This window comes from Bacillus sp. NEAU-CP5 (assembly GCF_026420705.1).
Lineage (GTDB): Bacteria > Bacillota > Bacilli > Bacillales > Bacillaceae > Bacillus > Bacillus velezensis.
In genome coordinates this window covers 793,571-819,694 of sequence record NZ_JAPMOV010000002.1, presented here as the reverse complement: position 1 = coordinate 819,694, position 26,124 = coordinate 793,571, and the positions used below count along the sequence as shown (strand labels likewise).

Below are 26,124 nucleotides of genomic sequence, written 5' to 3'. Positions count from 1 at the left end.
TTTTTATGATAAAAATGATCGTTTTACTTTTTCCCAGAAAGAGTTGTCTTTCAGTTTCACCGTTTTGATTTTTTTATCGGATAGTGTAATCTCAACCTTTTTGACATTCCGCGTGCTGAGCGCTTCATTATCAAGCCCGATAATCGGATGCTCATTGCCGTCTTGCACCACCTGCAGTGTCAGCTTCCTGTCTGAGCTTAAAATAAACGAAGATCCGAGTGTACGGTATGTGTTGTTGTTCAACGACGCCAGTTCGGATACCTGCATGCAGGAAATCAAAGGATCAACAACGGCGCCTGAAACAGATTTATTGTAGGCGGTGCTGCCCGTCGGGGTGGAAATGATCATCCCGTCTCCTCTGAATGTCTCAAAATGAAGATCATCAATTAACACATCCATCACAAACGTTTTAATAATGCTTGAACGGATGGAAACCTCGTTTAAACAGTGAAAATGATTGCTGCCGTCCACCGTGACGTGAATGAGCGGGTATTTTCTGACCTCAAGCTGTTCCGCGGTCATGCTGGCCGCCATTTTTTCAGGCTCATCGCTGTGAAAATCACAGTACAAATGGGCTTTCCCTTTTTTAGCGATGCCGACATACAGGCAGTCATCACGGAATCCGGTTTTTCTGACGGCTTGCAGAAATGAGCCGTCGCTGCCGATGCTGGCGATAATTCCGGCATCCTCCGGTTGAGCCGCAACTGTAAAACCGTGCGATTCAGCAAGCTGCTTCAAAGAGCTGACTTGTTCTTTTGTTTCGTTGTTTTGTTTGTGGAAAAAATAAACATTGCGGCGAAGATCGGTCATATCCCCATTCCCCTTTGCTGTCATATTTACGTTTTTCTCCCAGCAGGTATTGTGTTAAAATACCTGTGGCAATAGTGTAACATGTTTCCTGTTTATCCGTTAAGGGAAAGCGCTTCATGAAAAAAATGAATCTTTTTTTACGGGGGAACGTACGAATATTGACAGAAAAGGAGGAGAACAAATGAATGCAAAAAGATGGATTGCGCTCGTCATCGCGCTCGGCATTTTCGGCGTATCAGTCATTGCAAGTGTGACCGTCGGGGTGCTGAAGAATATCGGAGATACAGGGTCTGACTTTGCATCACTGACAGATGACACAGAGGAAGTGACGCTGGATAAGGGCAGCCCCGGCAGTAAAATCGCCGTGCTTGAAGTGGACGGCACGATTGAGGATAACGGCGGGTCCGCTGGCCTGCTCAGCTCAGGCGGGTATGATCACAGATCATTTTTAAAACAGGTTGAGCGTGCGAAAGAAGACAAAAGCGTCAAAGGAATTGTGCTGAAAATCAATTCCCCTGGCGGAGGCGTGTACGAAAGCGCGGAAATACATAAAAAACTGGAAGAACTAAAGAAAGAAACGAAGAAACCGATTTATGTATCCATGGGCTCCATGGCGGCATCGGGAGGCTACTATATTTCAACGGCCGCCGATAAAATCTATGCTTCACCGGAAACGCTCACGGGTTCACTGGGCGTCATCATGGAAAGCGTCAATTATTCCAAGCTCGCCGATGAACTCGGCATCAAGTTTGAAACCATTAAAAGCGGCGCGCATAAAGACATTATGTCCCCGACCCGCGACATGACGAAGGAAGAAAGAAAGATCATGCAGACAATGGTCAACGATTCTTATGAAGGATTTGTCAATGTCATTTCAAAAGGCCGGCACATGTCAAAATCTGATGTGAAAAAAATTGCCGACGGCCGTGTCTACGACGGCAGACAAGCGAAAAAAATCGGCCTCGTTGATGAGCTCGGTTTTTACGATGATACGATCAGCGCGATGAAAAAGGACCATAAAAATATGAAAAACGCTTCAGTCATCACATACGAGGAAGGATTCGGATTAGGCTCGCTCTTTTCCATGAGCGCAGCGAAAATGTTTAAAAGCGAAGTTGATTTTCTGAATATGAAAGAACTCATTTCGCAATCCGGTTCGCCGCGGATGATGTATCTCTATGCAAAGTAGGGGGGGAGAAAGAATGGACGCGACTTACGAAGGCTTTCACGGCAAAGAAGAGGGAGCCGAACAACAGAGGGCGCCCGAGCAGGCATATGCGGGCTTTTGGATCAGGTTTTGGGCGTTTCTTCTCGATTGGCTGGTGGTCTGGGGACTTAACCATCTCATCGTTTCACCGATTTTCACGCTGATGAAGCTCCCGGCAACAAGCGGAATGTTTACAATCTCAGCTTATTCCGTCACAACCCTGATCGTCTACCTCGCCTATTTTGTGTTCATGACGAAATGGTTTCATCAGACACTCGGCAAGATGGTCTTCGGGTTAAAGGTCACTTCTTTGACGCCCGGAAAGCCTCTTACTTGGAGCACCGTCATTTTCAGAGAAGCGGTGGGGCGTTATATCGATAAAATCTGGATTCTCTATATCGTCATTGCGTTTACGCCCAAAAAGCAGGGCATTCATGATCTGATCGCCGACACAACGGTGATTCACGAAGCGCTGTACCGAAAATAAAAGCAGTAAACCCGGAATAAACGTCCGGGTTTATTTTTTTTGGTTTTGGCGATAATGCTGCTAAGGAAGTGAAGCTTATGGGATATGCCGCAGCAGCTGTTATTCTCATTCTCATTTTGACCTGGCTGCTTATGAGGATGAAAATTCACCTGACGCTCGAATATCTTCACGATAAAGATAACGACAAACTGACGTTTAAACTCTCGGCCTTATACGGGCTGATCCGTATTAAAAAAACGCTGCCCGTCATTAAAGTAAACAGCGAAGACGCGTCAATTGATGTCAAACAGGACACGAAATCAGAAATGAAAGGTCAGAAAAAAGAGAAGAAAAAAATCACATATGAAGATGTCAAACAGAGCATTCACAGAATAGAAATGATTCTGCACCAAGTTTTTCAGATGCGCCAAATCGGCGCCTCATTTCTTGCGGGAGTCCGTGTTACGAAGTTCGAATGGGTGACGGTTATCGGAATAAAGGACGCCGCCGTTACGGGAATCGCTGCCGGCGGATTGTGGGCCGTAAAGGGAGGCCTTACGGCGATGCTGTATGATCATCTGCGTTTCATACATAAACCGGTGTGCGAAGTCATTCCGTCTTTTCAAGTGCCTGCATCCAAGACGCATTTGCAGTGTATATTCTTTTTTCGTTTTGGACATCTTATAGGTGCAGCTTTCAAATTGCTCAAATACGGGCGGAACGGACTTTCTATCATACGAAAGAAACAGCCGGTTCCGGTTGCTTCAAAGAATGATTCATCAGTTTAAGGAGGAGCGCATATGGCAGACCATCCCATTCAAGGTTTAATGAAAACCGCTATGGAAAATTTAAAAGAAATGATTGACGTGAATACAATCATCGGCGATCCTGTTGAAACGCCTGACGGCAGCGTAATCTTAACGGTTTCAAAGGTCGGATTCGGATTTGCGGCGGGCGGAAGCGAGTTTGGAGGAAAGCCGGCTGAAAAAAGAACCGATGATGATGAAAGAAAAGAGCAGAAGCTCCCGTTCGGCGGCGGAAGCGGCGGCGGAGTATCCATTACGCCGATTGCGTTTCTGATTGTCGGAACAAACGGCGTGCGTATGCTTCATTTGGACGAAAACACCCATCTGATTGATAAACTGTTAGACTCCGCGCCTCAAACGATTGAACGCATCCAGCATATGTTTAAAAAGAATGAAAAAGGCCGGAACCAAAAAAGAACGGATATCGATTTATAACAGAAAAGTTAACTGCCGCCCGCAGTTAGCTTTTTTTACGATGCGGCATAACCTTTGCAGTTTGCATAAAACTCGACTATGATAGAGCTATACATAGATAAAGGGAGGAATCAGAATGGCTGAAATTACATTTAAAGGCGGAGCCGTGACGCTGATCGGACAAGAAGTGAAACCGGGTGACCAAGCTCCTGACTTCACGGTTTTGACAAACGGATTAGAAGAGAAGACATTAGCAGATATGAAAGGGAAAGTAACGATCATATCCGTTATTCCTTCCATCGACACAGGCGTATGTGACGCGCAGACACGCCGCTTCAACGAAGAAGCCGCAAAACTCGGTGATGTGAACGTTTATACAATCAGCGCCGACCTTCCGTTTGCACAAGCGCGCTGGTGCGGAGCGAACGGAATTGATAAAGTTGAAACATTATCGGATCATAAAGAGATGTCATTTGGTGAAGCATTCGGTGTTTACATCAAAGAACTTCGTCTTTTGGCGCGTTCCGTATTCGTCCTTGATCAGGACGGAAAAGTCGTTTACGCGGAATACGTAAGCGAAGCGACAAACCACCCGAATTATGAAAAGCCTATCGAAGCTGCAAAAGCGTTAATCAAGTAAAGAGAGAAAAAGAGCTCCGGGTGCTGCCGCGGAGCTCTTTTCATGGCAAGGAGGAAACAGCATGCAACACGACCATGTCGGTCAGATTTATGAACTTTTAGATGAAGCCGCCCAAGTGATAGCAGAAGGCCTTCAGATTTCTTATATTGAGGGGCTTGCGGAAGCGGGAGAGATGTATTTTCTTGAAAAGGCCGACCAGCTCCCGCTTCAGGAAAAGCAAACCGGCGAGCTTAACAGCCTGCTTGCGAAAGCAGACTTCAGAAAATGGGAGCATGAATGGATCCGCAAGGCGTTCCAGCTCGCCATTTTAAAAGGACTCAAAGATAAGTCCCATCCGAACAGACAGATGACGCCTGATACGATCGGCCTTTTCATCAGTTACCTCGTGAATAAATTTACGGGCGGCCGAAAAGGCCTGACATTGCTGGACCCCGCCTGCGGCACCGGAAATCTTCTGCTGACCGCGGCAAACCAGCTTTCTGACAAAGCGGGAAAAAGCTTCGGCATTGAAATCGACGATGTCCTTCTGAAGATCGCTTATGCTCAGGCGAATCTGCAGGAAAAAGAAATGGAGCTGTTCTGCCAGGACAGTCTTCAGCCGTTATTTATCGAACCGGCCGATGCGGTCATCTGCGATTTGCCGGTCGGCTACTATCCGAATGATGAAGGCGCTGAAGCGTTTGAGCTGAAAGCGGATGAAGGCCACTCTTTTGCTCACCACTTATTTATTGAGCAGAGCGTCAAACATACAAAACCGGGCGGATACTTATTTTTTATGATTCCGAACCATCTGTTTGACAGCGCGCAAAGCGATAAACTGAAGCGGTTTTTTGCGGAAAAAGTGTATATCAACGCCCTTCTTCAGCTGCCGGCTACTATGTTTAAAGACGAAGCGCAGGCAAAGAGCATTTTAATCTTGCAGAAAAAAGGCGAAGACGCAAAGCCGCCGAAACAAGCGCTTTTGGCGAATCTTCCTTCTTTTGCGAACCAGCAGGCGATGCGGGAGATGATGGCAAAATTGGATCAATGGATTCAAACAGAAAAATAATGGCGAAAAAGCAGTGCGAGATGCAAAATCCCGCGCTGCTTTTGCTTTTTAAAATGAATGGAAATCAGGAGGATAACACAAATTAAGGAAAGAAAATAACATTCCGTAAGGCCGTGCCGTCCATTTGGCACAAATAAAATTTATCAGAAAATATCGACTTCATATTGTAAGCGGTGCCAATATGGATGTTGACTTGAAATGCTGAGTTGACAATGTTTAAATGGAAAAGTCAGATATTTTTTGGACCGCAGTTATGGTCTGGGAAAAAAGAACGAACAAACGAAGAAGAATTTTGATAGGAGCGTCATTTATGTCTAAAATTATTGCAATTAACGCAGGAAGCTCATCTTTAAAATTTCAGTTATTCGAAATGCCTTCAGAAAAGGTGCTAACAAAAGGGTTAGTAGAACGGATCGGTATCGCCGACAGCGTTTTCACAATCTCTGTTAACGGCGAAAAAAATACAGAAGTGACAGATATTCCGGATCATGCGGTTGCGGTGAAGATGCTGCTTCACAAGCTGACTGAATTCGGTATTATAAAGGATTTAAATGAAATTGACGGAATCGGCCACCGTGTGGTTCACGGCGGAGAAAAATTCAGCGATTCTGTTTTGCTTACGGATGAAACAATCCGTGAGATTGAAGAGATTTCAGAACTTGCGCCGCTTCATAACCCGGCTAACATCGTCGGCATTAAAGCTTTTAAAGAAGTGCTTCCGGATGTGCCTGCGGTTGCAGTGTTTGATACGGCGTTCCACCAAACGATGCCTGAACAATCTTACCTGTACAGCCTTCCGTACGAATACTACGAGAAATACGGCATCCGCAAATACGGTTTCCACGGCACATCTCATAAATACGTGACACAGCGCGCAGCTGAGCTTCTCGGCCGTCCGATTGAAGACTTGCGTCTGATTTCCTGCCACCTCGGTAACGGCGCAAGTATCGCGGCCGTAGAAGGCGGAAAATCCATTGATACGTCAATGGGCTTCACACCGCTTGCGGGTGTTGCGATGGGAACACGTTCAGGAAACATCGACCCTGCATTGATTCCGTACATTATGGAAAAAACGGATCAGACGGCAGATGAAGTATTAAATACGTTAAATAAAAAGAGCGGACTGCTTGGCGTATCCGGTTTCTCCAGCGACCTCCGCGATATCGTGGAAGCTTCAAAAGAAGGAAACGAAAGAGCGGAAACGGCTCTTGAAGTGTTCGCAAGCAGAATCCATAAATACATCGGTTCTTACGCTGCGAGAATGAGCGGCGTTGACGCGATTATTTTCACTGCGGGTATCGGTGAAAACAGCGTTGAAGTCAGAGAACGCGTGCTTCGCGGCTTAGAATTCATGGGTGTATATTGGGATCCTGCGCTGAACAACGTGCGCGGCGAGGAAGCGTTTATCAGCTACCCTCACTCTCCTGTCAAAGTCATGATCATTCCGACTGACGAAGAGGTCATGATCGCACGCGACGTTGTCCGCCTTGCACAGTAATGATCGAAAAAAGCACATCCTTTAGGGTGTGCTTTTTTATTGAATGCCCCAGAATCAAACGTTACGATATGTTTAATACATAAACGATGAGGTGAAGCAATGAGTGTGCATGAACATAAACAAGAAGCCCCGTCAGCCGTGCGCTGCAAGGTGATTACAGTCAGCGACACGAGAACGAAAGAAACCGACAAAAGCGGGCGCGTCATGATGGAGTTCCTCAGGGAAGCGGGATTTGAAACGGTCGCTTATGACATTGTTAAAGATGAAAAAGATGAATTGCAGAAAGCCGTTTTATCCGGCTGTATGGATGAATATACAGATGCGGTGCTGTTAAACGGAGGGACGGGCATTGCCGAAAGGGATGTCACAATTGAAGCGGTCACGCCGCTGTTTTCAAAAGAACTCCCGGGATTCGGCGAGCTGTTCCGCATGCTGAGCTATACGGAGGACATCGGTTCCGCCGCCATTTTGTCCAGAGCGGCAGCGGGTGTGATCCAAAATACCGCAGTCTTCTGCACGCCCGGCTCCACAGGCGCCGTAAAGCTTGCGATGAGTAAACTGATTATTCCTGAACTGCCTCATGTGCTCCGGGAAATCCGAAAAGATTTATAAATGTATAAAAAGGCTCTGCTCCGCTCAAAAAATTGGGTGGGGTTTTTTTTATAAAAGGCTTGAAAAAACAGAATTTACTTGTTACAGTGTATACATACAAAATGCATTTTTATTAATTAAAACTAATTTTTATACAAAAAGGAGCTTTTAACATGGCAGAACAAAAAAAGGTTGTATTGGCATACTCAGGAGGTCTTGATACTTCTGTAGCGATAAAATGGCTGCAAGAACAGGGATACGATGTTGTTGCCTGCTGCTTAGACGTAGGGGAAGGAAAGGATTTGGCATTCGTTCAGCAAAAAGCGCTGGAAGTAGGCGCCGTAAATTCCTATGTGATTGATGCGAAAGAAGAATTCGCCCGGGAGTACGCGCTCATTTCTATGCAGGCCCATACAATGTATGAAGGCAAGTATCCGCTCGTATCTGCACTATCCCGTCCATTGATCGCGAAAAAACTCGTTGAAGTCGCGGAAAAGGAAAACGCGGTGGCCGTAGCGCACGGCTGCACGGGAAAAGGCAACGATCAGGTTCGTTTCGAAGTATCCATTAAATCATTAAATCCTGATCTGGAGGTCATTGCTCCGGTCCGTGAGTGGCAATGGTCGCGTGAAGAAGAAATCGAATATGCCGCAAGCCGAGGCATTCCGATTCCGATCAATCTTGACAGCCCTTATTCTATCGACCAGAACCTATGGGGACGCGCCAACGAATGCGGTATATTAGAAGACCCGTGGGCGGCGCCGCCTGAAGGGGCATATGACCTGACAGCATCTCTTGAAAACACGCCGGACGTTCCGGAAATCATCGAAATCGCATTTGAAGCCGGTGTTCCGGTTTCAATCGACGGCATAACCTACCCGCTCGCTGATCTAATTCTCAAGCTGAACGAGACTGCCGGAAAACACGGCATCGGCCGGATTGACCATGTGGAAAACCGCCTGGTCGGCATTAAGTCCCGTGAAGTTTACGAGTGCCCGGGCGCGATGACTTTGATTACGGCTCACAAAGAGCTTGAGGATCTGACTTTAGTGAAAGAAGTGGCCCATTTCAAACCGGCAATTGAACAAAAACTGTCTGAAATCATCTATAACGGTTTATGGTTCTCGCCGTTAAAAGACGCGCTGCTTGCATTCCTGAAAGAAACTCAAAAACACGTCACCGGCGTCGTGCGCGTCAAGCTGTTTAAAGGCCATGCCATTGTAGAAGGACGTAAGTCGGAATATTCACTCTATGATGAAAAACTTGCGACATATACAAAAGACGATGCTTTTGACCATCACGCGGCAATCGGTTTCATTGAGCTTTGGGGGCTGCCGACAAAAGTAAACAGCATTGTGAAAAAGAAGGAGCAGATTGAAGCATGAAGAAGCTTTGGGGAGGCCGTTTTCAAAAAACACCGGAAAAGTGGGTCGATGAGTTCGGCGCATCCATCACATTCGACCAAAACTTAGTCAAAGAGGATATTACAGGGTCTCTCGCTCATGCGGCAATGCTGAAAAAATGCGGCATTCTGACGGAAGAAGAAGAAGGCGCCATCCGACAGGGGCTGCAGATCCTCCTGCAAAAAGCAGAGGAAGGAACGCTTGAATTCTCTGTTGATTATGAAGATATCCATTTGAATATTGAAAAAATGCTGATCGAAGAAATCGGACCGCTGGGCGGCAAGCTTCATACCGGCAGAAGCCGGAATGACCAGGTGGCGACCGACATGCATTTGTATTTGAAAGATCATGTCTCACATATCATCGTGCTGATTGAACAGTTCCAAAAAGCGCTGATCGAAAAAGCGGAGGCCAATGTCGAGACCATTCTGCCGGGGTACACCCATTTACAGCGGGCTCAGCCGATTTCTTTCGCCCACCATCTGCTTGCTTATTTTTGGATGCTTGAACGGGATAAAGAGCGTTTTCGCGATGCTATGAAGCGGATTAACATATCGCCGCTCGGATGCGGGGCGCTTGCCGGAACCACGTTTCCGATAGACCGTAACTATTCGGCGGAGCTGCTCGGTTTTGACTCCATTTATGAGAATAGTCTTGACGGAGTCAGTGACAGAGATTTTATTCTCGAGTTTTTAAGCGGCAGCAGCATGCTGATGATGCACCTTTCGCGTTTATCAGAAGAAATCATTCTATGGTGCTCGCAGGAATTCAGATTCATTGAACTGGATGATACGTATGCGACGGGAAGCAGCATGATGCCGCAGAAGAAAAACCCCGACATGGCGGAGCTGATCCGCGGTAAAACCGGACGTGTATACGGTGATATGATGGGGCTTTTCACGATTATGAAAGGGCTCCCGCTCGCTTACAACAAAGACCTGCAGGAAGATAAAGAAGGCATGTTTGACACGGTGAAAACCGTTGAAGGAAGCCTTCAGATTTTCACGGGCATGATTGAAACGATGAAAGTAAACAAAGACATTATGAAACAAGCGACAAAACAAGATTTTTCAAACGCGACGGAACTTGCCGATTATTTAGCTAAAAAAGGCATGCCGTTCAGAGAAGCGCATGAAGTGGTCGGCAAGCTTGTGTACAGCTGCATTGAAAAAGGAATCTATCTAAGTGATATGGCATTTGAAGAATTCCTTCAAGCCAGCAGTCTCTTTGAAAAAGACATCTATACCGTGCTCGATCCGCATCATGCGGTTGAAAAAAGAATGAGCGCCGGCGGAACGGGTTTTCAGCAGGTAGAACAGGCGCTCGTAAAAGCAAAAGCCTGCGCCGGCATTTAATTTGCTGAAATTTCCTTCATATTTTCCCGTCATATCAGACACCCTACATCTATAAAGATGGGAGGTAGAAGGAATGCGCAAAGAACAAGACCGTTACATCTATGATGAAAAAGAAAGTGAAGAAACGGCCAGGCTCATCTCAGCGGCATACGAAAGCGGTTATGTCGGCATGGAGGAAGCCTCTGCTCCTTCAGAAAATTAAGCTGTCTGTAAAGACGGCTTTTTTTTCGTGCGGACGAAGTGCAAAAAAGTGATATTGCCGTTTGTTTATAGTAAAGTAGAGGGAGAAACGTCTTGATTTTATTGAAGCGGCAACGTTGCCTGGGGAGGGTATTCAATGTGCGACATGCTCTAATCACTGCCGGTACAAAGGGATTGGGCCGAAAAGTGACTGAAATGCTTCTGGAAAAAGGCTTTTCTGTCACAGTGAATTACAGACAAGACGAAGAAGCGGTCGCCTGTCTGAAGGCGGATTATCCCGGGTGCCATGACAGATTGCAATTCGTTAAGGGCGATGTAACCCGGAAAGAAGATCTCATGCGGATCGCCGATGCAGCCCTTCAGCGGTTTGGAAGGATTGACATACTGATTAACAATGCCGGGCCGTACATATTTGAGCGCAAAAAGCTTGCCGATTATTCCGATGACGAGTGGTATGACATGCTTGAAGGGAATTTAAGCGCCGTTTTCCATCTGTTTAAAGCGGTTATCCCGGTCATGAGACAGCAGCGGTTCGGCCGAATTATTACATACGGTTTTCAAGGAGCGGACCATGCCCCCGGCTGGCTTCACCGTTCCGCTTTCGGAGCGGCTAAAGTCGGATTGGCTTCGTTAACGAAAACCATTGCGATTGAAGAAGCTGAATCAGGCATTACGGCCAATATGGTCTGTCCGGGTGATATTGTAGGAGATATGAAAGAAGCGTCTATAGAGGAAGCAAGACGGAAAATCGGCAAAGAAAAGACGCCGATCGGCAGGTCCGGAACCGGAGAGGATATTGCGAGAATCATCGCCTTTTTATGTGAAGAAGATTCCGATCTTGTAACCGGAACGGTCATTGAAGCAACAGGCGGGCTGAATGTGATTAACAGGCATCAATCCCTGTAAGTTTTTTCGTTTGTCAAAAAGGGAACTTGATAAATATTAATTTTTTATGAGGTGAAAACAATGAAAGTGACTTATCACGGACATTCTGTCATTCAAGTGGAAACGAAAACCCATAACATTATTTTTGATCCGTTTCTGACCGGAAACAGTCTGACAAATTTGAAACCGGAAGAAGTGAAAGCGGATGTCATCCTGCTTACTCACGGACACAATGATCATGTCGGAGATACAGAGCAGATCGCCAAACAAAACGATGCGCTCGTCATTGCGCCGAACGAGCTGGCCGTTTATCTCGGCTTTAAAGGTTTAAAGGTCCACCCGATGCATATCGGCGGGGCGCGCCAATTTGATTTCGGCAAAGTGAAACTGACACAGGCATTCCACGGATCGGCGGTCACTGATGAAGAAAACAAAACCATTACGTACACGGGGATGCCGGCCGGGATTTTATTGACGATTGACGGCAAAACGATTTTCCACGCCGGGGACACGGCGCTGTTCTCAGATATGAAACTGATCGGGGAACTGAATCACATTGACCTGGCGTTTCTGCCGATCGGTGATAACTTCACCATGGGGCCTGAAGATGCGAAACTCGCGGCTGAGTGGCTGAGAGCGAAACAGGTCGTTCCCGTTCATTACAATACATTTCCCGTCATTGAACAGGACCCTGACGCTTTCGCCGAAAGTCTGCCCGGAGGCGTCGGCAAAGTCATGGCGGCCGGCGAGACCATTGAGCTTGCCTGACATATGTGTCAAAGACCTTCTGAATCAAGCATTCAGAAGGTCTTTTTGTGATGCCGCCTTTTTTCGGGCGTCTCATTGCGAATGAATCCCCCGTACCCTTATAATAAAAGCAGAAGACTGTCCTTAGAGGTGAAACGCTTGGCAACAAAGCATGAACAAATCCTATCATACATAGATTCGCTTCCTGTCGGTGAAAAAATTTCGGTCAGAAGAATTGCGAAAGAAATGAAAGTCAGTGAAGGAACGGCTTACAGAGCCATTAAGGAAGCCGAAAACAAAGGATTCGTTTCCACTATTGAACGTGTGGGGACCATCCGGATTGAACAGAAGAAAAAAGAAAATATTGAAAAGCTGACATACGCCGAGGTCGTCAATGTGATAGACGGCCAGGTGCTCGGCGGAAAAGCCGGTCTGCATAAAACGTTGAATAAGTTTGTGATCGGCGCGATGGAGCTTGACGCGATGATGCGTTACACGGCGGCGGGGAACCTGTTAATCGTCGGGAACCGAATCAACGCCCACCGCCAGGCGCTTGAAGCGGGCGCGGCTGTTTTGGTAACAGGAGGGTTTAATACCGACGACAGCATTATCGAGCTGGCCGATATGCTTGAGCTTCCGATTCTCTCCACGAGCTACGATACCTTTACGGTAGCCGCGATGATCAACCGGGCGATCTATGATCAGCTCATAAAAAAAGAGATTGTGCTCGTGGAAGACATTTTGACGCCCGCAGATCGGACAGTGACGCTGTCCCCTAAGGATAAGCTGGAGAAATGGTACGAAAAAAACTATGAAACCGGACACGGCCGCTTCCCGGTTATCGATCAGCAGATGAAAATCCACGGAATCCTCACATCGAAAGATATCGCGGGGCATGACCGGTCAGTTCCGATTGAAAAAGTAATGACCAAAAACCCTGTCACGGTGATCGGGAAAACATCTGTCGCCTCAGCGGCTCAAATGATGGTTTGGGAAGGAATTGAAGTGCTTCCGGTGACAGACGGGCATCACAAACTGATCGGAATGATCAGCCGCCAGGATGTCTTAAAAGCGCTTCAAATGGTTCAAAAGCAGCCTCAGGTCGGGGAAAAGCTGGATGATATTGTTTCAAGGGGATTTAAAGAAGAGGAAGATGACAAAACGCCGGCCGTTTATCAATATGAAGTTACGCCGCAAATGACCAATCAGCTCGGCACGATTTCTTACGGGGTGTTTACGACGATTTTAACCCAGGCCGCCAGCCGATTTTTACGCTCCCGCAAACGCGGCGAGCTGGTCATTGAAAGCATTACGATTTTCTTCCTGAAGCCCGTACAGATGGAGTCGGTCATTGAAGTGAAACCGCGCATTTTAGAGGCGGGCCGGAAATTCGGGAAAATGGAAGTGGAAGTGTCAAGCCAAAGCGGCATCGTATCAAAAGCGATGCTCATGGTGCAGCTGATGGAGAGAAGTTAAGGGACGCACCCGGGTCCCTTAGCATTCATTATGCGTGGTCCCTCTCCGCTTCTTTTGCATGGATGGGCTCATAATGCTTATAGGCTTTATACCCGGCCCATGCGCTGCCTGCTCCGATTAAAATGAAGACGCCGCCGATGACCAGGGTCAGGACAGAGTGAAACAGAATCATTTGGTTTACTCCGTACAAAAGCACCAGCGCGCCTAATGCCATACTTGATTTAGCCGAAAAACATTCCTTCTCCAGCGCCCGTTTCGTCTGGATTCCTTTTACTTTGTAATACACGTAAAAGCAGGCAGAAAGCCCGATGAGAAAAACAAAAACCAGCATAAATGAAATCCTCCATTATATGAGTTTGCAAAACAGTTTATACCGTTGCTGAAAGATTTTCCTTTTCCATGGATAAAGAGTATGATTAAATGAATAAAAACGAAAAGGAGAAAACGATGAAATCCGAACTGATCAGAACCATATCATTATATGACACCATTATCTTACATAGACATGTGAGGCCTGACCCGGACGCCTACGGTTCACAGTGCGGCCTTACGGAAATCCTGCGGGAAACGTATCCCGAAAAAAATATTTTTGCCGTCGGACAGCCTGAGCCGTCCTTGTCTTTTTTATATTCCCTCGATGAGGTGGATGACGAAACCTATAAAGATGCTCTTGTCATCGTGTGCGACACCGCAAACCAAGGCAGGGTCGACGATCAGCGCTACCATTCCGGCGCAAAGCTCATGAAAATAGACCACCATCCAAATGAAGATCCGTATGGCGATCTGTTATGGGTCGATACGAATGCAAGCTCCGTAAGCGAAATGATCTATGAGCTGTACCTGGAAGGAAAGCAGCACGGCTGGAAACTGAATACGAAAGCAGCTGAGCTGATCTACGCGGGTATCGTCGGTGATACGGGGCGTTTCTTATTCCCGAACACCACAAAAAAGACATTAAAATACGCGGGAGAGCTCATTGAGTTCCCATTTTCATCGTCAGAGCTGTTCAATCAATTGTATGAAACAAAATTAAATGTGGTGAAGCTTAACGGCTTTATTTATCAAAATGTGTCACTGTCTGAAAACGGCGTCGCTTCCGTTTTCATTAAAAAAGACATTTTGGAGACATATGGAACCACCGCTTCTGAAGCGTCGCAGCTTGTCGGAACACTCGGAAATATTTCGGGTATCCGCGCTTGGGTGTTTTTCGTAGAAGAAGACGATCAAATCAGAGTCCGGTTCCGTTCAAAAGGTCCGGTCATCAACGGAATTGCCCGGAAATACAATGGCGGCGGACATCCGCTTGCGGCCGGCGCATCCATCTTCAGCTGGGATGAAACCGATCAGATTCTTGCTGATCTGGAAGAGGTATGTAACGAACACAAGTAGAGGGGAGACCCTCTTTCTTAGTGTTCATCTGTCACGGGGATGAACCAGCAGCCGAAATCAGTCAGGTCTTCGTAGACGCGGAGATTACAGATTTGGAGTTCTTTTTTTATGAGGGAAGCGAGTGTGTCTGTTTCTGCATATGCGGAATAGCCTTGTCTGATTCGGGCTGCATGATCTTTTGCCAAGCGGCGTTCACTAAAAACCTCCATTTTCCCTTCCTCCCTTCAGAATCATTGAAAATGTCTCATCTACAGTTTATAAAAAAGCGGAGAAAAAAGCGACAGGTCTATGGAAATTTTTTAAAAATGACATAATTACGTCGCAAAAGAAATATGAATTTCGACAGACAACCTCGTATAAATCGTCAGTTCCTTTACTTCAGCTTTAAATTCCTTCTCATTTATGGTGTATATTTTGTTTTCGATCGTCCGTTTTAAAAGTTCCTTTGTTTTATACACGCTTTCAATATCCTTTGTGATGACTTCAGAAATATTATCTTTCACTTGTTCCTCAAATTTCATCTTGTCAGGCTGAGCGATTCTGTATTTTTCCCCATTGATCAGCTTCACATCAACACTTTGGATGAGAAGTCTTTGCTTATTATCCTCATTTAATTTATGAAGATCCTTCTGATAGATGGAGATTTGGTTTTTTAAATCCCGCGCGTGCTCACGCTGCTTTTCAATTAACGTCACCTGTTCTTCCTGAAACGTTCCGTATGTAAACAGAAAGAACAGCCAGCTGACGATGGCTCCGCACATCATTCCCGCAAAAAAACGCTGCCATCCCGGTTTTTTATAATACTCGGGAATTCTCATGATGACATATTCTCCTGGGTCAGCCATGAAATAATCAGCCAGCCGGTCTGCGCGCCGCCCATTGCTGAAATAATTAAAAGAAGCTGTTTGAAGATGTCGCGCGTGTTGCCTTCAAACAGCCCCCGCTCGAAACTGTATACCGCGTCAAATGTTCCCCCGATGGCTGCGACAAGCGCCCAGATCTTCAGCCTGTTCGCCAATTTTGTGATCGCTGTCAGCGGAGGCTCGCCTGATAAATAAGCTCCGAGGCCGCCGATCAGCGCGCCGCCGAGCAACACACCGAGGGCGATAAAATAACTGCTGATGAAATTCGCCATAAATCCGGCTTCCTGATCCATATATACACCACCTCACTTTTCTATCATATTGAGCGAAACGGACAAGTATGATGATGAGTCAAAAAAAGAACATTTGTTTCTTAAGAAAACCCGTCTTATAATGTAGAAAGGCAAAATGAACGTATGGGAAAGGAGTGGCGGCATTGTCTTTTGTTCACCTGCAAGTACATAGCGGCTACAGCCTGTTAAACAGCGCCGCTTCTGTAAAAGAGCTTGTTACACAAGCGAAGGAACTCGGATATTCATCATTGGCGCTGACGGACGAAAATGTGATGTACGGCGCCATTGAGTTTTATAAAGCATGCAAATCAAACGGAATTAAACCGATTATCGGTCTGACGGCTTCTATATACACGGACGATACGGAGCTTGAAGCACACCCGCTCATTCTTTTAGCAGAGACAAACACCGGCTATCAGAACCTGGTGAAAATCTCAAGTGCGCTGCAATCCATGGCAAAGGGCGGCATGAAGCGAAAATGGATGAAGAGCTATCGTGAGGGGCTGATCGCCATTACGCCCGGTGAAAACGGCTACATTGAAAGCCTGCTTCAAACCGGGAAGTTTGAAGAAGCGGTCCGGGCTGCCGAAGGATTCCGGGAGCTGTTCGGAGACGGCCGTTTTTATTTAGGGTACCAGCCGTTTAAAGGACATGAGACGTTATCAGAAGAGATTCTCCGCCTGTCAGCCGAAACGGAAATCGCTGTCTGCGCTGCGGGGGATGTCCGTTATATCAAGAAAGAAGATCAAGATGCGTACCGCTGTCTGTGCGCTATTAAAGCCGGAGAGAAGTGGGAGGATCAGAGCGGGGATCTGCCGGACTTATACTTGAGGACGCCTGAAGAAATGGCAGAGCTTTACACGCGGCATCCGGAAGCGATTGAAGCAGCCGCGCGTATCGCCCGGCAATGCCGGGTCGATGTCAGCCTCGGACAGACACAGCTTCCGTCTTTTCCGGCACCGGACGGCAAATCAGCCGATGACTATTTGGCGGAGATCTGTCATGAGGGGCTGCGCCTCCGTTTCGGCACTCCTGATGAGCGCGCTGTCCGCCGGCTTGAATATGAGCTGGACGTCATCAGGCGCATGAAATTCAGTGATTATTTTCTCATCGTATGGGACTTTATGAAGTACGCGCATGAAAAGGGCATTGTGACAGGCCCGGGAAGGGGGTCCGCGGCAGGCTCGCTTGTCGCTTACTCCCTTTTCATTACCGACGTGGATCCGCTTAAACATTCTCTGCTGTTTGAGAGATTTCTTAATCCCGAGCGGATCAGCATGCCGGATATTGATATCGATTTCCCTGATACGAGAAGGGATGAGGTCATTCAGTATGTACAAAATAAGTACGGGGCCATGCACGTCGCCCAGATTATCACCTTCGGGACATTGGCCGCAAAGGCGGCGTTAAGGGATACCGGGAGAGTGTTCGGAATCAGCCCGAAAGAAGCCGACCAGCTTGCCCGCCTGATTCCGTCAAAACCGGGAATGACGCTTGAGGAGGCGAGGCGGCAGTCCGCTCAGCTGAACAGGCGGCTGTCCGAATCCGCCGTTCTTCATAAAGTGTTTCAGATCGCAAGGAAAATTGAAGGTCTTCCGAGACACACGTCAACACACGCGGCCGGGGTCGTTCTCAGTAAAGAGCCGCTTTCGGAAGTTGTGCCTCTTCAAGAAGGACATGACGGCGTGTATTTAACGCAGTATGCGATGGATCACTTGGAAGATCTCGGTCTTTTAAAAATGGACTTTTTAGGTTTGCGCAACCTGACGCTTATTGAATCCATTAAAACGATGATTGAAAAAGAAACGAATACGAAAATTGATTTTTCCGAGATTTCTTATCAGGATGAAAAAACGTTCTCACTATTGTCAAACGGTGATACGACGGGTATTTTCCAGCTGGAATCATCAGGAATGAGAAACGTGCTGAAGCGCCTGAAGCCGTCAAGACTGGAAGACATTGTCGCGGTTAACGCGCTTTACAGGCCGGGACCGATGGAAAATATTCCGTTATTTATCGACCGGAAGCACGGGCGGGCGCGTGTGGAAGTGCCGCACGAGGACGTAAGAAATATTCTCAGTGACACTTACGGCGTCATCGTCTATCAAGAACAGATAATGATGATCGCCTCGCGCATGGCAGGGTTTTCATTAGGTGAAGCGGATCTGCTCAGACGGGCTGTCAGCAAAAAGCAAAAGGACATTCTGGACAGAGAGCGAAGCCATTTTGTTGAAGGGTGCATAAAAAAGGAGTATTCTGTAGTCACTGCAAACGAGGTCTACGATCTGATTGTAAAATTCGCTAACTACGGATTCAACAGAAGCCATGCTGTCGCATACAGCATGATCGGCTATCAGCTCGCCTATTTAAAAGCGCATTATCCGTTATATTTTATGTGCGGGCTGTTGACGAGCGTCATCGGCAATGAGGACAAAATATCGCAATATCTGCATGAAGCGAAGGGGAGCGGGATTCAAGTCCTTCCGCCGTCAATAAACAAAAGCGGTTTTCCGTTTGCGCCGGAAAACGGAGCCGTCAGATACAGTTTGCGGGCCGTTAAAAACGTAGGCGTCTCGGCAGTGAAAGATATTTATAAAGCAAGAACACATAAACCGTTCGAGGATCTTTTCGATTTCTGCTTTCGCGTACCCGCAAAAAGCGTGAATCGGAAAACCATCGAAGCCCTTATATTTTCTGGCGCCATGGACGAATTCAATCAAAATCGCGCCGCCTTGCTGGCCTCCGTTGATGTGGCTTTAGAGCACGCTGAACTTTTTCGTGCAGACGATGACCAAATGGGATTGTTTTTGGAAGAATCGTTCTCCATTAAGCCAAAATATGTAGAGGCTGAGGAATTTCCGCTCGTGGACAAGCTTCGGTTCGAAAAAGAAGCCCTCGGTGTTTATTTCTCAAGCCATCCTTTATCTGCTTTCAGGGATCTCCTGAAAAAAAGGGGGGCGCAAGTGATCACAGCAGCGCGGCAGATGCCGAAGGGGCAGCTGTCAATCGGCGCTTTGCTCGCGGGCATTAAAACGATTCGGACAAAGACAGGTCAGCATATGGCGTTTCTCACATTAAGTGATGAAACGGGAGAAATGGAAGCCGTCGTGTTTCCTGACCAATATAGAAGGCTGTCTCCGCTGTTAAAAGAAGGCGCGCTTTTATTCGCCGCCGGAAAAATGGAAGAGCGTCAGGAGAAGACACAATTCATCATGTCATCCGCCTCTCTTCTTGAGCAGACGGAGGCAGACAGAGCGCCGTCTGTTTACATCAAAATCGAAGGCAGCCGGCACAATCAGGAGTTTTTGGAAAAGATGAAGCGTATTTTACTGGAGCATAAAGGGGAAACCGGCGTTTATCTTTATTATGAAAAAGACAAGCAGACGATCAGGCTGCCGGATACTTTTCATATTCAGGCGGACCATCAGGCGTTATACCGTTTAAAAGAGCTGCTGGGCCGCGAAAACGTCGTGTTAAAATAGTGGTAACAATAATCATTTTGTTATACAATTGAAACAATTGTGCTATCTTATTTAAAGATTCTGAAATTTTTCACCTCCAGCGATTGTACCAGTCTATGCGGCAGAATATATAACAAAGTACTTAAAAGGAGTGTTTAGAATGTCATTAAGAGAAGAAGCGTTACATTTACACAAAGTAAACCAAGGAAAGCTGGAATCAAAAGCAAAGGTAGAAGTCAGAAACGCGGACGACTTAAGCCTTGCCTATTCTCCCGGAGTAGCTGAGCCTTGTAAAGAGATTTATGACGATAAAAACAAAGTATATGATTATACAATGAAGGGGAACATGGTAGCAGTCGTAACAGACGGATCAGCTGTTCTCGGTCTCGGTAATATCGGGCCTGAAGCTTCACTTCCGGTCATGGAAGGGAAAGCGGTGCTGTTCAAAAGTTTCGCGGGCGTGGATGCATTTCCGATCGCGCTTGACACAAACGATGTGGACAAAATCATTGACACTGTGAAGCTGCTTGCACCGACATTCGGCGGTGTCAACCTTGAAGATATTGCGGCGCCAAACTGCTTCATTATCGAAGAGCGCCTGAAAAAAGAAACAAACATTCCGGTTTTCCACGATGATCAGCACGGCACTGCCATCGTAACCGTTGCCGGACTTGTAAACGCGCTGAAATTATCAGGAAAATCCATGTCATCCATTAAAGTTGTGGCAAACGGAGCGGGAGCGGCAGGCATCGCGATCATCAAGCTTCTTTACCATTTCGGCGTACGCGACATCGTAATGTGCGACTCTAAAGGGGCGATTTACGAAGGGCGTCCGGCCGGCATGAACGCAGTGAAAAACGAAGTGGCCAAGTTTACAAACCAAGACCGCAACGACGGTTCCCTGCAGGATGTCATTAAAGATGCAGACGTCTTTATCGGCGTATCAGTCGAAGGCGCGCTGACGAAAGAAATGGTGGAAAGCATGGCGAAAGATCCGATTATCTTCGCAATGGCCAACCCGAATCCGGAAATCATGCCTGAAGACGCGCGCGCAGCCGGCGCAAGCGTAATCGGAACAGGCCGTTCTGATTTCCCGAACCAGGTCAATAACGTTCTGGCATTCCCTGGAATTTTCCGCGGGGCGCTTGACGTTCGCGCGACTCACATCAACGAAGAAATGAAAATTGCTGCGGTTGAAGCGATTGCTTCCCTAGTTTCAGAGGAAGAATTAAGCGCTGATTATGTCATCCCGGCTCCATTTGACAAACGTGTGGCTCCTGCCGTTGCGAAAGCTGTTGCGAAAGCGGCGATGGAAACGGGCGTCGCCAGAATTACGGTCGATCCTGAGGAAGTGGCTGAAAAAACAAGACAGCTCACGGTTATCGGCGAATAATAACACAAAAATGAAATGGCAGCGCGTTGGAAAAAAACAACGCGCTGCTGTTCAATATACGGACTGCTGGCATTTTTTTAAGGGCAGGTCTTAAAAAAATTTCAGCAGAATTCTTATTTCTTTTGAAAACGCTGACAGATAAGGCTGAACAACGCTTTTTACGGTATGAAATCCGTCCGTTTCCGTCTGTTTTGCAGCAAAAAATGTCGAATGGAGGATGACACCGTTTGACAAAAAAAGTACAATAGTTTCGGTAAAGTTATTATTAAGTCTATCTAATCGGAAGACATGCAGTGAAGAGAACCCTTCACAAAAGGGAGGTAATCATTTGTTAAAGGATATATTCACAAAAAAGAAAAAATATGCTTCCGTGCCGTCTGAGCAGGCAAAACATGATGTTCCGGAAGGCATTATGACAAAGTGCTCCAAATGTAAAAAAATCATGCTCACAAAAGAGTTAGATAAAAACCTGCGCGTCTGCATGAACTGCGGGCACCATTTCCCGATGAATGCAAAGCAGCGCATTGAAAGCCTCCTGGATGAAGATTCATTCGAAGAATTCAACCAGGGAATGATATCTGAAAACCCGCTCGGTTTCCCGGAATACTTAGAAAAAATCGAAAAAGACCGTGAGAAAACATCGCTGAATGAAGCGGTGGTTACCGGAAAAGGAACCATCAGCGGATTCCCTGCCGTGATCGCGATCATGGATTCAACATTCCGAATGGGCAGCATGGGTTCGGTTGTCGGCGAAAAAATCACGCTTGCAATTGAAAAAGCAAAAGAGGAAAAAGTCCCGTTTATCATCTTTACCGCTTCCGGCGGCGCACGTATGCAGGAGGGGGTCTTAAGCCTTATGCAAATGGCCAAGACAAGCTCTGCATTAAAACTGTTCAGTGAGGAGCAGGGACTGATTATTTCTGTCATGACCCATCCGACGACAGGCGGCGTATCGGCCAGTTTCGCGTCTCTCGGTGATTATAATTTCGCTGAACCGGGCGCCTTGATCGGATTTGCCGGAAGACGTATTATTGAACAGACGATCGGGGAAAAACTGCCGGAAGATTTCCAGACGGCGGAATTTTTATTAAAGCACGGCCAGCTTGATGCGGTGATTCACCGAAACGACATGAAAGACAAACTCGCATTTCTGCTGGACATGCACCAAACAGGAGGTGAGCATGAGTGGCTGCAAGATTAGAATTTGAAAAACCAGTGATTGAACTGCAGACGAAAATCGCCGAACTGAAAAAATTCACCCAAGATTCGGAGATGGATTTAAGCGCTGAAATCGCAAGGCTTGAAGACCGGCTCAGCAAGCTCCAGGATGAGATTTATAAAAACCTGAAGCCGTGGGACAGAGTGCAGATCGCACGCCTTCCCGACCGGCCGACGACGCTTGATTACATTCAATACCTGTTTACCGACTTTTTTGAGTGTCACGGAGACAGAACATACGGAGATGATGCTGCGATTGTCGGCGGAGTCGCCAAATATCACGGCATGCCGGTCACCGTCATCGGACATCAGCGCGGAAAAGACACGAAAGAAAACCTTGTCCGCAATTTCGGGATGCCTCACCCTGAGGGCTACCGCAAAGCGCTTCGTCTCATGAAGCAGGCGGATAAGTTCAACCGCCCGATTATCTGCTTCATCGATACGAAGGGAGCGTACCCGGGTAAAGCAGCGGAGGAACGGGGACAAAGTGAAGCCATCGCCAAGAACCTGTTCGAGATGGCCGGCCTGACAGTGCCTGTCGTTTGTATCGTCATCGGGGAAGGCGGCAGCGGAGGCGCGCTTGCATTAGGTGTGGGCAACCGCATGCTGATGCTTGAGAACTCGACGTATTCCGTTATTTCTCCTGAAGGAGCCGCGTCCATTTTGTGGAAAGACTCCAGCCTTGCGAAAAAAGCGGCCGAATCCATGAAGATTACTGCGCCCGATTTATTAGAATTAGGAATTATTGATGATATGATTAAAGAAGTGAAGGGCGGAGCTCACCATGATATCAAGCAGCAGGCGGGCTATATTGACGGTATTCTTAAAGAAACGTTAAAATCTCTTCTTCAATTGAACGCCGAAGAATTGATCTCACAGCGCTATGAAAAATATAAAGCAATCGGGAAAGTTTCGGTTGAAGATCAATATATCGGGGTAAACTGAATAGACGTGAAGCCTATGGCTCACGTTTATTTTTTGTGATTTTTGTGATATTCCTTAAATTTTATTTAAAAACAATTTATTTAATTGTATAATAGGTAAGGTTTCATGGGAGCTCAGGCGTCCCTTTTCATTGTTTTAGGGCAATGATCATGATATGTTTAACATATATATGTTGCTGAGGTGAATAGGAAATGAAGCGTATAGGAGTTTTAACGAGCGGCGGGGATTCCCCGGGTATGAACGCTGCGGTGCGCGCGGTTGTGCGGAAAGCTATCTACCACGACGTCGAAGTGTACGGAATTTATAACGGTTATTCAGGATTAATCAGCGGAAAAATAGAGAAACTGGAGCTTGGTTCGGTCGGTGACATCATCCACCGCGGCGGAACAAAGCTGTATACGGCCAGATGTCCTGAATTCAAAACAGTTGAAGGCCGTGAAAAAGGAATCGAAAATTTAAAGAAACTCGGCATTGAAGGTCTTGTCGTCATCGGCGGAGACGGTTCATACATGGGTGCGAAAAAATTAACGGAACACGGGTTTCCGTGTGTGGGTGTACCGGGTACGATAGATAATGACATCCCGGGAACTGATTTTACGATCGGATTTGATACGGCGCTAAACACCGTAATTGATGCGATTGATAAAATCCGTGACACCGCTACGTCTCATGAGCGTACATACGTTATTGAAGTGATGGGGCGCCATGCGGGCGACATTGCTTTATGGGCAGGTCTTGCAGGCGGAGCGGAATCAATTTTAATTCCTGAAGCGGACTACGATATGCAGGAAATTATCGGCCGTTTGAAGAGAGGGCACGACCGCGGCAAAAAACACAGTATCATCATCGTTGCAGAAGGGGTAGGCAGCGGAGTTGAATTCGGAAAACGCATCGAAGAAGAAACGAACCTTGAAACACGGGTATCCGTTTTAGGGCACATCCAGCGCGGCGGATCTCCAAGCGCTTCTGACCGGGTTCTTGCAAGCCGCCTCGGCGCTTACGCGGTTGAGCTTCTGCTTAAAGGAAAAGGCGGACGCTGCGTAGGTATACAAAACAACAAGCTTGTAGACCATGATATTATAGAAATTTTAGAATCAAAACATACTGTTGAACCAAACATGTATCAGCTTTCAAAAGAACTGTCTATTTAAGGCGGAAGAAGCTGAAGATTTCAGAAGGAAGTGAACGAGTTGAAAAAAACAAAAATCGTTTGTACAATCGGTCCGGCCAGTGAAAGTGTAGAAATGCTGACAAAATTGATGGAAGCGGGTATGAACGTTGCTCGTCTGAATTTTTCACACGGTGATTTCGAAGAGCACGGCGCAAGAATCAAAAACATCAGAGAAGCAAGCAAAAAGCTCGGCAAAAACGTGGGGATTCTCCTCGATACGAAAGGTCCGGAAATCCGTACGCACGATATGGAAAACGGCGCGCTTGAGCTTCAGGCGGGAAATGAAATTATCGTTTCTACGAAACAGGTGCTGGGAACGCTTGAAAAATTCTCAGTTTCTTATGAAGGCCTGGCAGACGACGTGTCAGCAGGGTCTATCATCCTGTTGGATGACGGTTTAATCGGATTGGAAGTGCTGGAATCAAATCCGGAAAAACATGAAATCAAAACAAAAATCTTAAACAGCGGCACGCTGAAAAATAAAAAAGGCGTAAACGTTCCCGGCGTCAGCGTCAACCTTCCCGGAATTACTGAAAAAGACGCCAAAGACATCGTATTCGGTATCGAGCAAGGCGTTGATTTTATCGCTGCGTCATTTGTACGCCGTTCTACGGATGTCCTGGAAATCCGCGAACTGCTTGAAGAGCATAACGCGTCTGACATTCAAATCATTCCTAAGATCGAGAACCAGGAAGGCGTGGACAACCTGGATGCGATCCTGGAAGTATCTGACGGCTTAATGGTAGCGCGCGGAGACCTCGGCGTAGAGATTCCGGCTGAAGAAGTGCCGCTCGTGCAAAAAGAAATGATCAAAAAATGCAACGCGCTCGGCAAACCGGTTATTACTGCGACACAAATGCTTGACAGCATGCAGCGCAACCCTCGCCCGACACGCGCTGAAGCAAGTGACGTTGCCAACGCCATTTTCGACGGCACAGATGCTATCATGCTTTCCGGTGAGACGGCTGCGGGACAATATCCTGTCGAGGCGGTTCAAACAATGTTTAACATCGCCACACGCACGGAAGAATCTCTGAACTACAAAGAAATTCTGTCTAAACGCAGAGATCAGGTCGGCATGACGATTACCGATGCGATCGGCCAATCAGTTGCACACACGGCGATCAATCTGAGTGCGGCAGCTATCGTCACCCCTACAGAAAGCGGCCATACGGCGCGTATGATCGCCAAATACCGTCCGCAGGCTCCGATTGTAGCGGTTACGGTCAATGAGTCTGTATCACGCAAACTCGGCCTTGTATTCGGTGTATTCCCGGCAAGCGGCCAAAACGCGACTTCAACCGATGAAATGCTTGAAGACGCGGTTCAAAAATCACTTGACAGCGGCATCGTGAAACGCGGTGATCTGATTGTCATTACAGCTGGTTCTGTCGGTGAATCAGGCACGACGAATCTGATGAAAGTCCACACTGTCGGCAGCATTATCGCAAAAGGACAAGGCATCGGACGCAAATCTGCATTCGGGCCGGTCGTTGTTGCAAAAAATGCAAAAGAAGCTGAACAAAAAATGACAGACGGCGCAGTATTGGTTGCTTCAAGCACTGACCGTGACATGATCGCTTCACTTGAAAAAGCATCAGCGCTCATCACTGAAGAAGGCGGTCTGACAAGCCATGCAGCCGTTGTCGGTTTAAGCTTGGGCATTCCGGTTATCGTCGGTCTGGAGAACGCAACTTCAGTTTTAACAGAAGGACAGGTTATCACAGTTGACGCTGCCCGCGGCGCTGTGTATGAAGGCCGCGCAAGCGTTCTTTAAACAGCTTTAAAAAAGAGAGGGGGGGTTCTCCCTTCTCTTTTGTCTTTAGGCTGATTTTCCTATTCCC

Annotated in this window: 26 protein-coding genes; 21 read left to right on the top strand and 5 right to left on the bottom strand. The window is 47.0% G+C overall.

Annotated features, from left to right (window positions below; all coding sequences use genetic code 11):
• Positions 1-3: 3 nt before the first annotated feature.
• A complete protein-coding gene (locus tag OTK50_RS09235) occupies positions 4-810 on the bottom strand; it encodes an NAD kinase (protein WP_015240378.1) in 807 nt (268 codons plus the stop codon).
• Between the two features lie 181 nt (positions 811-991).
• Here OTK50_RS09235 and sppA point away from each other — a divergent pair, with 181 nt between their 5' ends.
• The 14 genes from sppA to OTK50_RS09165 all read left to right on the top strand — a co-directional run bounded on the left by sppA (position 992) and on the right by OTK50_RS09165 (position 13,547).
• Positions 992-1,999: a signal peptide peptidase SppA gene (gene sppA, locus OTK50_RS09230; RefSeq protein WP_038459492.1), complete on the top strand. Its 1,008-nt coding sequence runs from the start codon at positions 992-994 to the stop codon at positions 1,997-1,999.
• 13 nt (positions 2,000-2,012) lie between these two features.
• The gene (locus OTK50_RS09225) at positions 2,013-2,504 is read left to right on the top strand and encodes an RDD family protein (protein WP_044801564.1); all 492 of its coding nucleotides are present in this window, start codon (positions 2,013-2,015) and stop codon (positions 2,502-2,504) included.
• A gap of 77 nt (positions 2,505-2,581) precedes the next feature.
• Complete coding sequence (locus OTK50_RS09220) at positions 2,582-3,271, top strand: DUF2953 domain-containing protein (RefSeq protein ID WP_224223729.1); 690 nt, start codon at positions 2,582-2,584, stop codon at positions 3,269-3,271.
• Positions 3,272-3,283: 12 nt separating this feature from the next.
• Positions 3,284-3,724 (top strand): GerW family sporulation protein, encoded by a 441-nt coding sequence (gene ytfJ / locus OTK50_RS09215; protein WP_003152423.1) that lies wholly within the window; start codon positions 3,284-3,286, stop codon positions 3,722-3,724.
• A gap of 115 nt (positions 3,725-3,839) precedes the next feature.
• Positions 3,840-4,343, top strand: a complete 504-nt coding sequence (gene tpx, locus OTK50_RS09210; RefSeq protein WP_007408050.1) for a thiol peroxidase — start codon at positions 3,840-3,842, stop codon at positions 4,341-4,343.
• A 61-nt stretch (positions 4,344-4,404) separates the two neighbouring features.
• Complete coding sequence (locus OTK50_RS09205; protein ID WP_130570710.1) at positions 4,405-5,391, top strand: class I SAM-dependent methyltransferase; 987 nt, start codon at positions 4,405-4,407, stop codon at positions 5,389-5,391.
• A gap of 310 nt (positions 5,392-5,701) precedes the next feature.
• Complete coding sequence (locus tag OTK50_RS09200; RefSeq protein WP_029326031.1) at positions 5,702-6,889, top strand: acetate kinase; 1,188 nt, start codon at positions 5,702-5,704, stop codon at positions 6,887-6,889.
• Positions 6,890-6,988: 99 nt separating this feature from the next.
• Positions 6,989-7,501, top strand: a complete 513-nt coding sequence (locus OTK50_RS09195; protein ID WP_038459486.1) for a MogA/MoaB family molybdenum cofactor biosynthesis protein — start codon at positions 6,989-6,991, stop codon at positions 7,499-7,501.
• Positions 7,502-7,653: 152 nt separating this feature from the next.
• On the top strand, positions 7,654-8,865 hold the full coding sequence (locus OTK50_RS09190; protein WP_038459484.1) for an argininosuccinate synthase: 1,212 nt from the start codon (positions 7,654-7,656) through the stop codon (positions 8,863-8,865).
• Positions 8,862-10,238 (top strand): argininosuccinate lyase, encoded by a 1,377-nt coding sequence (argH, locus tag OTK50_RS09185; protein ID WP_045208452.1) that lies wholly within the window; start codon positions 8,862-8,864, stop codon positions 10,236-10,238. The genes OTK50_RS09190 and argH overlap by 4 nt, the downstream gene beginning before the upstream one ends.
• Before the next feature lie 73 nt (positions 10,239-10,311).
• On the top strand, positions 10,312-10,440 hold the full coding sequence (locus OTK50_RS09180) for a hypothetical protein (RefSeq protein ID WP_257993795.1): 129 nt from the start codon (positions 10,312-10,314) through the stop codon (positions 10,438-10,440).
• Positions 10,441-10,577: 137 nt separating this feature from the next.
• Positions 10,578-11,345 (top strand): SDR family oxidoreductase, encoded by a 768-nt coding sequence (locus OTK50_RS09175; RefSeq protein WP_017418355.1) that lies wholly within the window; start codon positions 10,578-10,580, stop codon positions 11,343-11,345.
• Positions 11,346-11,405: 60 nt separating this feature from the next.
• Complete coding sequence (locus tag OTK50_RS09170) at positions 11,406-12,092, top strand: metal-dependent hydrolase (RefSeq protein WP_007613083.1); 687 nt, start codon at positions 11,406-11,408, stop codon at positions 12,090-12,092.
• 138 nt (positions 12,093-12,230) lie between these two features.
• Positions 12,231-13,547: a CBS domain-containing protein gene (locus OTK50_RS09165; RefSeq protein ID WP_007408058.1), complete on the top strand. Its 1,317-nt coding sequence runs from the start codon at positions 12,231-12,233 to the stop codon at positions 13,545-13,547.
• 28 nt (positions 13,548-13,575) lie between these two features.
• On the opposite strand, the gene OTK50_RS09160 is transcribed toward OTK50_RS09165, so the two are convergent.
• Positions 13,576-13,878 carry a YtpI family protein gene (locus OTK50_RS09160; RefSeq protein ID WP_003152434.1) on the bottom strand — a complete coding sequence of 101 codons (303 nt, stop codon included), beginning with the start codon at positions 13,876-13,878 and terminating at the stop codon, positions 13,576-13,578.
• 116 nt (positions 13,879-13,994) lie between these two features.
• On the opposite strand from OTK50_RS09160, the gene OTK50_RS09155 reads away from it, so the two are divergent.
• Positions 13,995-14,936, top strand: a complete 942-nt coding sequence (locus OTK50_RS09155) for a DHH family phosphoesterase (RefSeq protein WP_003152435.1) — start codon at positions 13,995-13,997, stop codon at positions 14,934-14,936.
• Positions 14,937-14,953: 17 nt separating this feature from the next.
• On the opposite strand, the gene OTK50_RS09150 is transcribed toward OTK50_RS09155, so the two are convergent.
• The 3 genes from OTK50_RS09150 to OTK50_RS09140 all read right to left on the bottom strand — a co-directional run bounded on the left by OTK50_RS09150 (position 14,954) and on the right by OTK50_RS09140 (position 16,092).
• Positions 14,954-15,145: a hypothetical protein gene (locus OTK50_RS09150; protein WP_007408061.1), complete on the bottom strand. Its 192-nt coding sequence runs from the start codon at positions 15,143-15,145 to the stop codon at positions 14,954-14,956.
• Between the two features lie 105 nt (positions 15,146-15,250).
• Entirely contained in the window at positions 15,251-15,754 is a 504-nt protein-coding gene (gene ytrI / locus OTK50_RS09145) for a sporulation membrane protein YtrI (RefSeq protein ID WP_007408062.1), read from the bottom strand.
• Positions 15,751-16,092: a YtrH family sporulation protein gene (locus OTK50_RS09140; protein WP_003152438.1), complete on the bottom strand. Its 342-nt coding sequence runs from the start codon at positions 16,090-16,092 to the stop codon at positions 15,751-15,753. Before OTK50_RS09140 ends, ytrI begins: the two co-directional genes overlap by 4 nt.
• Before the next feature lie 143 nt (positions 16,093-16,235).
• Here OTK50_RS09140 and dnaE point away from each other — a divergent pair, with 143 nt between their 5' ends.
• The 6 genes from dnaE (at position 16,236) to pyk (ending at position 26,057) form a co-directional block, all read left to right on the top strand.
• Positions 16,236-19,574: a DNA polymerase III subunit alpha gene (dnaE, locus tag OTK50_RS09135; RefSeq protein WP_224223728.1), complete on the top strand. Its 3,339-nt coding sequence runs from the start codon at positions 16,236-16,238 to the stop codon at positions 19,572-19,574.
• A gap of 139 nt (positions 19,575-19,713) precedes the next feature.
• Positions 19,714-20,946, top strand: a complete 1,233-nt coding sequence (locus OTK50_RS09130; protein ID WP_007613079.1) for an NAD(P)-dependent malic enzyme — start codon at positions 19,714-19,716, stop codon at positions 20,944-20,946.
• A gap of 328 nt (positions 20,947-21,274) precedes the next feature.
• On the top strand, positions 21,275-22,147 hold the full coding sequence (accD, locus tag OTK50_RS09125) for an acetyl-CoA carboxylase, carboxyltransferase subunit beta (RefSeq protein WP_007613077.1): 873 nt from the start codon (positions 21,275-21,277) through the stop codon (positions 22,145-22,147).
• The gene (accA, locus tag OTK50_RS09120; RefSeq protein ID WP_025285100.1) at positions 22,132-23,109 is read left to right on the top strand and encodes an acetyl-CoA carboxylase carboxyl transferase subunit alpha; all 978 of its coding nucleotides are present in this window, start codon (positions 22,132-22,134) and stop codon (positions 23,107-23,109) included. Before accD ends, accA begins: the two co-directional genes overlap by 16 nt.
• Before the next feature lie 191 nt (positions 23,110-23,300).
• On the top strand, positions 23,301-24,260 hold the full coding sequence (pfkA, locus tag OTK50_RS09115) for a 6-phosphofructokinase (RefSeq protein WP_007408068.1): 960 nt from the start codon (positions 23,301-23,303) through the stop codon (positions 24,258-24,260).
• A gap of 39 nt (positions 24,261-24,299) precedes the next feature.
• On the top strand, positions 24,300-26,057 hold the full coding sequence (gene pyk / locus OTK50_RS09110) for a pyruvate kinase (protein WP_007613076.1): 1,758 nt from the start codon (positions 24,300-24,302) through the stop codon (positions 26,055-26,057).
• Positions 26,058-26,124: the final 67 nt, after the last annotated feature.